At 50.7% G+C, this 12,145-nt stretch carries 11 protein-coding genes; 7 read left to right on the plus strand and 4 right to left on the minus strand.

Annotated features, from left to right (window positions below):
- From EQG79_RS31245 to EQG79_RS28530, 3 genes are all read left to right on the plus strand, one after another.
- Positions 1-210 (plus strand): hypothetical protein (locus EQG79_RS31245; protein ID WP_206445618.1); only part of this gene is annotated, 210 nt, incomplete at its 5' end.
- Positions 211-1,873: 1,663 nt separating this feature from the next.
- Complete coding sequence (locus EQG79_RS28525) at positions 1,874-2,812, plus strand: helix-turn-helix domain-containing protein (RefSeq protein WP_129606302.1); 939 nt, start codon at positions 1,874-1,876, stop codon at positions 2,810-2,812.
- A 100-nt stretch (positions 2,813-2,912) separates the two neighbouring features.
- Positions 2,913-3,833, plus strand: a complete 921-nt coding sequence (locus tag EQG79_RS28530) for an SDR family oxidoreductase (protein WP_129606304.1) — start codon at positions 2,913-2,915, stop codon at positions 3,831-3,833.
- 324 nt (positions 3,834-4,157) lie between these two features.
- On the opposite strand, the gene EQG79_RS28535 is transcribed toward EQG79_RS28530, so the two are convergent.
- The 4 genes from EQG79_RS28535 to EQG79_RS31140 form a co-directional block, all read right to left on the minus strand.
- A complete protein-coding gene (locus EQG79_RS28535; protein ID WP_129606306.1) occupies positions 4,158-4,997 on the minus strand; it encodes a nucleotidyl transferase AbiEii/AbiGii toxin family protein in 840 nt (279 codons plus the stop codon).
- Positions 4,990-5,997 (minus strand): type IV toxin-antitoxin system AbiEi family antitoxin, encoded by a 1,008-nt coding sequence (locus tag EQG79_RS28540; RefSeq protein WP_240699491.1) that lies wholly within the window; start codon positions 5,995-5,997, stop codon positions 4,990-4,992. The genes EQG79_RS28535 and EQG79_RS28540 overlap by 8 nt, the downstream gene beginning before the upstream one ends.
- 91 nt (positions 5,998-6,088) lie before the next feature.
- Positions 6,089-7,171, minus strand: a complete 1,083-nt coding sequence (locus EQG79_RS28545) for a hypothetical protein (protein ID WP_206445619.1) — start codon at positions 7,169-7,171, stop codon at positions 6,089-6,091.
- Complete coding sequence (locus tag EQG79_RS31140; RefSeq protein ID WP_165358975.1) at positions 7,155-8,102, minus strand: hypothetical protein; 948 nt, start codon at positions 8,100-8,102, stop codon at positions 7,155-7,157. Before EQG79_RS31140 ends, EQG79_RS28545 begins: the two co-directional genes overlap by 17 nt.
- 205 nt (positions 8,103-8,307) lie before the next feature.
- Here EQG79_RS31140 and EQG79_RS28550 point away from each other — a divergent pair, with 205 nt between their 5' ends.
- The 4 genes from EQG79_RS28550 (at position 8,308) to EQG79_RS28565 (ending at position 12,142) form a co-directional block, all read left to right on the plus strand.
- On the plus strand, positions 8,308-8,526 hold the full coding sequence (locus EQG79_RS28550) for a hypothetical protein (protein ID WP_129606313.1): 219 nt from the start codon (positions 8,308-8,310) through the stop codon (positions 8,524-8,526).
- A 20-nt stretch (positions 8,527-8,546) separates the two neighbouring features.
- The gene (locus EQG79_RS28555) at positions 8,547-10,466 is read left to right on the plus strand and encodes a nucleotidyltransferase (protein ID WP_129606315.1); all 1,920 of its coding nucleotides are present in this window, start codon (positions 8,547-8,549) and stop codon (positions 10,464-10,466) included.
- A 167-nt stretch (positions 10,467-10,633) separates the two neighbouring features.
- Complete coding sequence (locus EQG79_RS28560; RefSeq protein WP_129606317.1) at positions 10,634-11,209, plus strand: 3'-5' exonuclease; 576 nt, start codon at positions 10,634-10,636, stop codon at positions 11,207-11,209.
- Between the two features lie 453 nt (positions 11,210-11,662).
- Positions 11,663-12,142 carry a DDHD family phospholipase gene (locus EQG79_RS28565; RefSeq protein ID WP_240699492.1) on the plus strand — a complete coding sequence of 160 codons (480 nt, stop codon included), beginning with the start codon at positions 11,663-11,665 and terminating at the stop codon, positions 12,140-12,142.
- The last annotated feature ends 3 nt before the right edge of the window (positions 12,143-12,145 follow it).

Below are 12,145 nucleotides of genomic sequence, written 5' to 3' on the forward strand. Positions count from 1 at the left end.
GCCGATGACCTCCTAAACTATCCTTTACGGATTCACTCACTGACGGAGCAACCCGCTTCGGCAGACTCGTTGGCTACCCATTCTTCTGGGGCGATTGTGACGCACTACGATGACGTTGCTTCATTGCGGGTAGCCTGGCGCAAACACCAACTAGAGCCGGGCATCATCCTGTTTAAAGGACCAGATACGGACCAGACTGGAATAAGCTAGACCTAGCTCAGTCAGAAGCGAAGTTAAATTACTGAATCACGCTGGTTCTACGAATCAGCCCCTTCCCCATAGTGACCACTTAGTGATTAACAGCCAGATGGCCTGCCGCTAGTTAGAGTAATCAACATACTTGATCAGATGGAGCCGAGTCGCCGGGCCGTCTAACGGCTCGACTACCAGAAACAGGGGCATCAGAACGCCAGGATGATGGTATCCAGTGCGGTTTGATTGGGTCTGGGCACGTGTCACCTCAATTAATTCCGGATCATGGGTCAGTAACTCCTGTTGTAATTCAGGTTTCCTGACCTTCATAAGACTCACGACGTAGCCATCTGGCAGCTGCTGAGGGCCAGATGGCTTGGACAAGACTAAAAAAGGTAACTAGTCATAAGGCAACTACTAAAGCAAATGAATAAGGGCTTCTTCGTTTAACCTTGAGAAGCGTTTACCTAAACGCCCGACTACCTGAAGGATGCCTACTAGCAGGTTAACGCACCCGATAGCCGGACCCTCAATCGAACCCCCTGGAGGATGGCCGTTAACTGTACGTAGTAGGGAGGGAAGGGTGGGCGTAGTCAGGCATTCTATAAGCCGACCCGCGGTAAGCTCATTCACCAGACTGGCTATGAGATGCCAGTTGACCTGTCAGGGCCACTCTACAAGCTACTAAGCATCAGCTAGATGCGTAGCTGTAGGTTGCCTCCCATGTACAGCAACTACAATAAATGATAGCCTACTGACATACAGCTGTCACCAACTATCTGTCCTTTGCGTTACTTACCAACGCAAAAAAATGACAACATAAGTAGTACCAACCTTCATTACGACTTAGCCTAAAGAGGTGAGATTGAAAAGATCCATGAGGAGCTATAGGCTTTTCGTGCTGTGAGTATCGAACCTGACAACGACTCACAAGTATTACGCCAAGAGGAAGGATTAGAGGTCAGGCGGCAAAAAGAGCGTTTTGAGACATAGTACATCAATCATTATGACCACTTCAGACGCCTCCGTGGCCCGGCCCGGTCGACAATTTGCGCCTTACCCAAAATGGCTTATCAACCACCAATTTGTCCGTATCGTTTTCATGCCTGGGTGTTTTCTTCGCGAACGCAATACACTCATTGGTGAGCCAATTATCGAAATGCACCTGTTATGCTGGCTGATGCTAGTAAGCCCCAGTGGTCAGTGCCTGTACATCGGCTTTGCGCTGACCTTACCCCTATGCTTCATTACGCCCTGAAGTAGGCCTTCTTCTTCCAATGGGGCAGATTCACACGCTAAGCAACGGCTTTTATAGCTAATAGCTGGATGGGTATTGACAATCAGTCTGTTATCAAAAAGGCCGGGCCGCCCGTGCGGTATATTAAAAGTAGCCACAAAAATGGTCAATCAGTTTAATTAGAGGGCGTTGTTTACCTTATCAAATCGGGTCGCCGAAGCGAAGGATTTCCTAATTGGTATCTACTCACTAACTACTTAACAAACAGAAGTGAACTAAGGACTTAGTTAACTAACGTATAAATCTGCCCCGTTGTAATAAGAAGGCAATTCACGGAGTACCCGTTAGACAAACCACAACACCTACTGCTCGCTATACCGACGACATCGTTGTTTTTGGTTGCAATAGCTCCACAGGCTATCTTTGATTTCTACAAAACCTTTTATGAAATCAACTTCGCTTGACGAGCTTTATACGGTCCTTGACCCCGCTGGTGATGCAGCCGATGCCTTGCAGCCGCCGGACATCCAAACGGAGGTTGGACACTTCAACGTGTTCAAGGTGTCAGACCTCATGCGCGGATACCACAGTAAGCCACCGATGGCGTTCGACCGGCGAGCGTTCTATAAGATTAGTCTGATTCGCGGTCATAGCCGGATCGAGTATGCCGACAAAGTCGTTGACGTTGCCCAGCAGGCTCTGTGGTTTGCCAACTCGCAGGTTCCATACCGATGGCTTCCCGATGACGAAGCCCAAACCGGCTATTTTTGTATCTTCACGGAGAATTTCTTGCTTCCTGCCCAGGTAAGAACACGACTGAACGAGTTGCCTATTTTTCAGTCGGGTAGTTCATCGGTCCTGATGGTAGATAACGACGATTTTGCTCGCATAGAGACCATTTTCGAGCGAATGTCGGACGAAATTTCGTCCAGTTACCCCTACAAATACGATTTACTGCGGGCCTATTTGCTGGAGCTAATTCACCAGGGTCAGAAACTTCAGCCCTCCCCTGTATCGGCTTCACCCCACACCGCATCAGTTCGGGTAACGGCCCTGTTCACTGACTTGTTGGAACGACAATTCCCCCTGGCAACCCCGCAACAGCAGATACGCCTGCGTACGGCCAAGGAATACGCTGACCAACTAGCCCTGCATGTTAACCACCTCAACCGGGTGCTGCGCGAAACAACCGGCTATACAACCACTAAACTGATTGGTGATCGGGTGACGCAGGAAGCTAAAATGCTGCTCAGGCAAACCAACTGGTCGGTTTCTGAAATTTCGGACAGCCTTGGGTTTGCCGACGTGGCTCACTTCTGTAATTTCTTTAAACGGCAAACAGGCCAGGCACCCAGTACCCTACGGGATAGAACAATTATTTGATTTATTCAGTAAGCCGTTTGACTCGCGCAAACAGGCGCCGGTTGAAAAAGCAGACCTTTGTCGTGTCGTTAGCAATCACATTCTGCTAGCAACATTAATTATGAGAATCTTTGTTACCGGGGCTACGGGATACATTGGCTCGGCCCTTGTTAAGGAATTGATCGGAGCAGGTCACCAGGTGGTTGGTCTTGCGCGCTCAGGAGAATCGGCCCAAAAACTGGTTGCGGCTGGCATTGAGCCGCACCTGGGTGCGCTTAACGACTATGACAGTCTACGTCGGGGTGCTGCCGCTTCGGATGGGGTCATCCACCTGGCGTACAATCACGACTTTTCGGCGTATGCCACCGCTGGGGAAACGGACCGACGGGCGGTCGAAGCCCTCGGCACCGCGCTCATCGGCTCCGATCGGCCGTTTGTGATTACGTCGGGCATCACCGTGCTTACGCCCGGTCGTGTTGCTCACGAAGGCGATGCATTCGATCAAAAAGCACCGTCGGCCCCGCGCATTCCCTCGGAAGAAGTGATGGAAAGGCTGGCTTCCCAGGGTGTGCGGACATCGGTCGTGCGTCTGTCGCCGTCTGTGCACGGCGAAGGAGACTACGCTTTTGTGCCAACGCTGATCGGTATTGCCCGCGAAAAAGGCGTATCAGCCTACGTGGGTAACGGAACGAACCGTTGGTCTGCTATTCACCGGCTTGATGCCGTTCAGCTCTTTCGGCTGGCGTTGGAAAAGGGAACCGCAGGAGCCAAATTTCACGGGGTTGCGGATGAAGGCGTACCTGTCCGCGCTATTGCCGAAGTGATTGGTCGGCATTTACATCTACCGGTCGTTAGTAAGCCCGTTGAGGAGGCCGCTGACCATTTCGGCTGGATTAGTGCCTTTCTGAGTGTCGATTGTCCGGCTTCCAGTGCGTTGACGCAACGGCAACTGGGTTGGACCCCCAGCCACCCTTCGCTCCTAGCCGACCTGGAGCAGGGGCATTATTTTGACGGGAAGGAAAGTGGACAATTGCGCGGCTGACGGTGCGAAGGGTCAGGTTGTCGGTAGTGGTACCGGTTGCTGCACCGCACAACCTGGCTTTGCTTGAAAAAGGCTCATTCTGAATCCAATGAAACATTCTAACAAAGCCGTTGTCTCAACGCAAATTTGAAATAGTGAACAACGGCTGATTCATCTGGCTACGAACACTAAATAATTAATTGATGTAAGCCTTCTTCTGCCAACGGGGCAGATTTACACGCCAGGAAACCGGGTGATTTGAGTAGCACAGTCAATAGTGGGAAAAAGCCGCACCTGTATCAAACAGGTTAGAATACTTTCAATAATGATTATTTCGCCACAGCTTCATTCTCCCATTCCCCTCTGCAATTGCCGCAGAAGATTCAGCGCGTAGGTGATTGACCAGCGACTATCACGCACGAGTAGTTCGGCGACGGGACTCTGCTCATCAAAGCTGATTTGGCGGTCTATGATTCGGTCGATACGTTGGTGGAGTGCGTCGGAGAGAGCGAGAATGGTAGCTATCTGACGGCCCATGACCCGCGCGGCTGTTAGAGTGATGTCGAACTCTTCATCGTTGAACAGATCGTTGTGGTTTTCATAGATGTCATCATCAACAATATCGAAGTAATGTCGAAGGATTGCCCCGATGTCAAGTATGTCCTTCGGACGGTGTTCGGGTCGGTCATCATAGGCAATGAATTTAAGTAGCACGATGCCGGCCAGCGTACAAACCCGGAAAGCTTGGTTGTCAATTTCGACCGATTCGGTTCCTGCCTCGTGCACTTCCTGAAAACCATCGATCCGGATGGTCGTCAGGCCCTGCCCCGTTATACTGACGGACTGTTCCATCGACAAAGCTCCAAACGGCAGCAGATCCACGGGCCGACCGTCCTCGAAGATGAGCGTGTACGCATTGTCGCGCCGGGCGACGAACCGCCCCGTCCCGATCAGCCGGTCACGCAGGTGTTGATATTGCTCTTCATCGGCTAGTAACACTGCCAGATCGAGGTCGCGGGTAATGCGGCCCGGTTCGATGCCGTGTAGGGCCGTCAGCCAGATGTCGCGGGCGATGGCTCCGATCAGATAGAAGTCGATACCTTGCGCCACCAGTTCGGCTTCCAGCACGGCAAACAGTTCGCCGAGATTTCCTTGCCGTAGTTGCCCAAACGTGATTTTATGCATTGGTCATGTAGTCCTGGTAAATTCGCCGGGCGGTGTCTGTCGTGCGGGGATCGTCAATGGCCAACAGGTCGGCATAGAGGAGTAACGGTGGTACGGTAGGTACGTCATCACCAGCAGAGATTTCCTTCCAAAATACCTCGTTGACCTCAACCGGACCGTTGGGATCGGGCAGCAGCTTATACGTTTTGAGCAAACCCGTTCGGTCCTGATCGGTGTAAAGCGTCAAGGTTGCCGGGCGAAGGTTACCCGTAAGCGCATCCGCAGCAGGCTCCCCGCTCCAATATGTACCAGGTAGTAACGTCAGTTGCCGCCAGTCGGCAGGGGAGAGACTTTTGGGCAGGCGGAAGTGTCCTAGGGTCAGGCTCGGTTTGAGGGTTGTTGTGAACCGGCTAACCCACTGTTCCCGCAGCTTGCCGATGTTGGTCAGCTTCTTTCGTTTATCGTCGATTGCTGCTACGTAGCCTGATTTTTTAAGGTAGTCGATGGTCTGTTGCGCCGTACCGACTGATACGCCTGTTTGCTGGGCCAGATCCCGAATGCTCAGGTTGATCGCATCGGGTTGAATAAGCAGGGTGAACAGCACCCGCAGACCACTCTTGCCGAAGGGTTGCTTTGCCACTGTCGGTGTTTGCGTCAGTTTGCGGCCCTGCACGATCAGCAGCATACCGGCGACATGGATGTAGCAGTTGCCCGCTCCATCCAGATAGTTTTGGTGTGTCTGCCGCAGTGTTTGTTTGAGCGTGTCGGAAATGTGTTCGGCCAGCAGCAATGTGTCGGGTTGCGACTTACCTAACCGACTCAGTTCATTCAGTTGATGCACCATTGCCCGTCGTTTGACCTGGACCGCTAACCGAATGACTTTGCTGCCCGTATCAATAATTAGATAGCCGTCGAATCCGGTGTCGTGAATAGCCTGAGTCGCTTCCCATGAAGTGCCCAAATCAGTAGCTTGCCTGAACCCCTCGACGGCCTGATCAACGATTTGCTGTTCTATGTTCAAAATTTTGAGTAGTTCACTTTTATTGAACATCTAAAATTATTGAACAAATTGATCAAAAACAAGAATTGAGTAACAGACGAATAAACAACTACTACGGGAAGGTCGGGCGTAGCAGGCGTTGAATCAGTAGAGCCAAACTATCGGCATCGCTATTCATAAGCAGCAGCATGTTTTTACCGGTCAACTTATCGACTAAGATGCCCTGTTTGTAAGTTTTGACACTGACGATGGTATTCAGTTTGACGGAGGTGGTTTTTTCCTGACCCTCGAAAATAAGCCGCTTATTAGTTAGATAAAGATCCCCGGTATTGATGCGTTTGATAATGTTAAACCTCTCTTTTTGGACCGACGTATCGTTCGATTGCAAATCGACGACATCGAACGACTTGTGCTGTTCATAATGGTCATCGTAATTGGTGCGTCGTGCTGTTGCCCGTTCTTCATACCACTGAACGCCTTCAGCCTGGAAATGACATTGTTCCAACTTTTGTAGGGAGGTAGTCACTTCGATTATTGGCAAAGAGGTGTTTTCAATGGCCCAATACTGCTTGAACCGTTTGACGGTTTGCTTCGATTCAGCACTCAGCTTCACACCCAAATTCTTACTGATAGCTTGCAGTCGTTGATCTTCGTCAGGGGTAATTCGTGCATCTACACCAAATGCCTGTACAAACTGATTCAGATGCGCTTGGCAAACTTCTCTGTATATGGTGTCCGCTAATTCGGAAGGGAGCGAAACGGCCTCCTGTAACCCGACAAGGGCCATTTTGTCGTCAGCAGTTATCTGACCGTCCCGAATTGCTTTCTCAGCCCGTTGCCGGTAGGCAATTTCACCAATGCGGGCATGCAACATCTCCACGGATTGAACCGGGAGTTGAAACAGCGTCCGAAGATGAGCCAGATCAGCCAGGCCCTCATTCGACAAGAGTTGGTTAGCTAACTGGTAGTTAAGATGAACGGCGTAAAACTCTTCCAGATTGAGCATAAATTGACTCAGTGACAGGTTATATCGTTGTTTAATAGCTGCTATGTCGGCTGAGGTAATGGACTGAATTGATTGAGTAGCCAGCAAATTGTTTAACTCAATGACAGCGTTTTCAGCTGGGTGCTGGCGCAGAAGCCGCTGCATAAAACTTTGAGCAATCATAGGTCTGCTCTCAAAGGCCGTTGACATCGTATTTCCGGTAGGTTTCGTAAATCGGTTTATTCCAGTTGCAAACGCCCCCGTGATGAGAGCAGGCACCCCGACCCTTAGCATTCGACGGGCTATCACTGCCATCGCAACACACAGTCTGGTAATAAAGCAGTTTGCGGAGTAGCGGATTCTGCTTATCATAAAGCCTGGTAGCCGGTTTGTAGCCTGCTTCGGAGGCCCTGTATAGTTCGGACAACGCTTCTGATTTACGTCCGACCTGCTGATAGCATAAAGCTCGCTGGTATGTTTGCTCACCAGTTAACGAGCCTTGACGGGCTAATTCGTCGTACTGCTCAATGGCTGCCCGGTATGCTTTGGTCCGAACATAGCCAGTGGCCAGCCTCTCGTGAAGTCGACGTTGGTCCTCAGATTCATTGGCTGTAGCGAACCGTGCCGACTGATTATAAAGCCAAACCGCTTTAGCATAAGCTCCTTTTTTTAATGAGGCATCGGCCTGGGTTAAGTAGATCCGCAGACTGTCGAGCCGTATCGCTTCCTTGCGTTTGGAGTTAGCGATAGCCTTTTGTTCAGCGATAATGGCTAAACGCTCTCTTTCGTTGTTTTGAGCGACGCGATCTTTATACTGAAAACCGGTCAGAACCGACACAAACGATAGCACTCCCAAAACCCCTGCCTTTAACGAGGGAGTAAAGTGGAACTCCAATGCCTGTTCAAGTCGTCGGTTACCCCAGTTGGACGCAAAGAAGGCAAATACTACCAGGGATAGGCTAAAGCCAAGATGAATACCCAAGACGAGCAGAGCCACCAAGGCCGCTACAACAGATAACGCATTCCACAATAAACTTCCGGCTGATACATTTCGCTTACTGTCTTTATGGGCTGATTTTTTGAAATAGTCTGGTAGAACCCGATGGTGCGCGGATATCAGGTTTGGCACATATTGTTTCATGGAAATAAAATAGAGCTACTTCGATATATTAGAGGATTTCGAGCCACAAATACATTGACGGTACAAGGGCAAAAAAACGTATTGTTACTTATTGAAACAGATGCTGAATCATACGTAGATACAGAATTTTCAAGACAAACGACATGGTAAAACCTGAAAATGTCTCTATTTAGGTGTAATTTTGAGTTTTAAATCAATCGACTTTATGGAAAATATACAAGGAGACAAGTTAGGGCCGCACGTCACGGTAACACCCGAGGCCCTCGTAGTGGACTTCGATGCCATTAGGGAAGATACTATTGAGCGGTATGGGTTCGCCGAAAAACCGGCTGACGAGCCGTGGATCATCGGTAAGTTGAGTCAGGAAGATTTTGCCCTGCTGAAGGAGGAAGAGGAGCGGTCCGACGTATCGGAAAGCAATTAGTAACCGTACCGAATTAACCAATGACCCGCGATCAGGAAGAGTTTTTGCAGGTGCTCAACCGGCACCAGGTGGAGTATGTTGTCATCGGGGGAAAAGCAGTTCAATCATACGGAAGTACCCGAAAGGCCGACGACATCGACGTTTGGATAAATCCGTCGGCCGACAACGCTAACAAGATGGTATCGTCGGTTAAAGAGTTCCTGGGGGCCAACATGCACCCCCGCGATTTTACCGACGACAAGATTGTGTATTTTGGGCGCAACCCGTACCAGATCGACCTTCATAAGGACGTGCCGGGCCTCGGCCAGTTCCCCGATCATTATGCGAATCGCGTTCTGGCCCGCACGAAAGACGGTACCGACTATACAGTTGTTTCGCCCCACGATCTGGTTGCCAGCAAGAAAGCTGCCGGGCGACCGAAGGACTTACAGGATATTACGTATATACAGGAGCGTGTGTTGGGAGTTGCCCGCCAGCCGGAGCGTACAAGGCATAATCAACCAGCCTACGAATCCCAGCGGGGCACCGCCCGAAAAGTTGACTTTGAGGAGTTTAAGCAACGAATCAACCTGGTCGAGTACGCGATAGATCAGGGCTACGTCAAAGACCGGCAACGCAGTGGAGGTAACTCCGTAGCCTTGTATAAGGATGATGCCCGGTCTGGAGGGATCAGGGGCCGTGACAAGATCGTCGTCTACACCAACCAGCGGGGCGGAATTGATATATACTTTAATCCGAACGATGGAGCCGATAAGGGTACGGTCGTGCAGTTTCAGCACCGGCGCGGTACGGGTGAATGGAAAGACACCATCGAAACACTGCAACACTACATCGGTCAGGTTCCCCAGCAGCAACGGCCAACCCCACCGCCTGCCGATAAACCGGCACCTACCCGCGAACAGGCCATTGTTCGTAGTTTTGATTTGAAGCCATTAACTGATGACACGTACCTGAGAGGTCGGGGGCTATCACCGGCGACTGTCAACGCCCCGGAGTTCGAGAACACGGCATTTAACCGGACGTATTTCGATCGCAGCCGGGGTAAGCAGTACACCAACACTGTGTTTCCAATCAAGAATGAGCAGGGAACAGTGGCCATTATCGTGCGAAACGACGGGTTGAAAATGGTTGAAGGGCCGCGCGGAGACGGTGTCTGGATTTCCAATCCGAAGGTCATCGAACCAGGTGGCCGGGCTGATCGGTTAGTTATCGCCGAAAACCCCATTGACGCGATGAGCTTTCATCAATTGAAACCACCGGTAGAAGGGGAAAAAAGGTTGTACCTCGGTACAGCAGGTAACCTATCATCGGGTGCACCCGATACGGTGCAGAAGTTGATCGACCGTTACCAGCCCAAACAGATTGTGCTGGCCAACGACAACGATACCGGCGGTTTTCGTAACAATATCAACCTGGTGGGGCGGTTGCGGTATCCGGGTGTCGAGGAGAGCAACAACATTCAGGCGCAGTTGGCCGTACCGACACCGAGCCAGCTACGGCTAACCGTGTCAGTCAGCTATCCCGATCAAGCGACGGGTAAGCAGCAGGTGCAGCAGTTGACCGAGCGGTTTTCGGCAGCCCTTAACAAGAACGTACCCGACGATGAGCCGGAGGCCCGCATCAACGTAAGGGGTTGGCAGAGCAACCGTACCGAATTTGAAATGTCGATGCCCAATACCCGGCAGAATCTGATTCGGACACAAAACGAGTTGGTAGCGGCAAAAGGGTTAAATGATGTGATTGCGATAAAGCTGCCTGTTCATAAAGACTTCACGGAGGACTTACAACGGAATGAAAAGCTGACATTACCCGCCCTGCCCGGCGAAGCGAAACAGCAGGTGGCGCAAAGCCAATTCGCTGACGGACCAAAGATGATGCCTAAATTCGATACACCTGTTCTGTCGAACGGTCACAGTACCTCAACTGGAATGAAGCGATGATAAACCTGTCGATGCTCCTGCAAATGAATTTAGCTGAACGCCTTGAGAAAGCCGTAAGGCACTATCTGATAGGGGTTTTATTGATTACACTTTTGTGGTTTGGCGGATGGATTTTGCTCGATTTTTTGTTAAGAAAGAGCGACCCATCGTCACGGGAATAATCCGCTATGACCTACCTAATCATCGACACCGAAACCAACGGCCTGCCACAGTCGTACCACCTACCTGTAACCGACCTGACCAACTGGCCCCGGCTTATTTCCGTAGCCTGGGGGCTGTATGACGAGCAGGGTAAGGAGCTATGCCGGCACTATGCGTTGGTGAAACCGGATGGCTACCGTTGGAACAAGGTGGCTCAGCAGATTCACCGCATTACGCCGGAAGAGGCCGAAGTTAAAGGGCATCCGTTGGCCGACGTGCTGAATCAGCTAAGACCAGCTATGGAACGAGCCGATGCCTGGGTAGGACATAATATAGATTTGGACTACGGCGTAATTGGAGCTGAGTTTATACGCGCTGAACGATTGCAGCCCGGTCGGGTGGGGGAGTTCCCTGCCCGACCGGTACTATGCACGATGGATGCCAGTGCCAAGGTTACGCCCAACGGGGAGCCGGTACGCTTAAATGAACTGTACCAATTGCTGACAGGAAAGAAAATGAAAGGAATGCACGACGCGACCGCCGACATGCTGGCTACGGCACACTGTTTTTTTGAGTTGAAACGCAGAAACGTATTCGCCTGATGCTGGATAACAAACCCGCTGAAGAGTGTTATGCTCGTTTACTTCTAGGGAAGCCAATTCCTGATTGGGCGTATGAGACGATCCGACTCTTTGACGCAAACGCCTATGATATCAAAGAAGAAAGTATCGAGACCGTTCCACTTGATAGAGTCGTCGGGACGGATCACTGGAGCTACGGTAACAAGCTGACCTGGCTCCAAATGCTCTTGTATTCTAAAAAATGTAACAGATACACGCCCAAGCGTTTTGTGCTGCCACTGTCTGACGCTTTCGAGCCACATAAGCTACGTTACTATCGTGTTGTGCAAAGCGAAAACTACTACATCGCCGACGGTAATCACAGAACGGCGCAACTCAAACTTATGGGTCTTGAATCGATTCAGGCTACTGTACTGATCGTTTCTCCCAGACCAAACCCGGTCGAGCCGGTGTATATTGAACTAGAACAACCTCATGAAAAAGATACAAAGTCTCTTTTTGCTTGGCTCGCTCATTGGAGTGCTGTCTTGTCAGCAAAACTCCTCTGTTGAGCCGGACTTTCCTCTGACGAAAGCATATTACTCATTCCGGGTCTTTCGGCCGACCGATCCGCGTCAGCCCCGTAACGAGGTAGGCTTCGATACGTTGGCATACCGCGCCGAGGATGGCAGCATCCGCATCTTAACAAACCGGACTGTTTATTTTACAAACGAGTACGACACGACCATCTACGCCAACGTACCTGCCGACCGTGTATTAGAGGGATATTTGTCAGCCCGAAAAGCGCAAAACGTTACTATTGAAGTGGGCTTAATCGACAAATCCGGTGCTAAGCAAAAGCAAGATTACCGCTTAGTGGGTGTTGAAAATCAAGACCCGACCGTTCTCATGCCTGTACGGGTGAAGGTGCGAACAGAGGTGCCGCTGGCGGATGTAAAAGCTATAAACAAATAAGGC

Source organism: Spirosoma sordidisoli (assembly GCF_004138325.1).
Lineage (GTDB): Bacteria > Bacteroidota > Bacteroidia > Cytophagales > Spirosomataceae > Spirosoma > Spirosoma sordidisoli.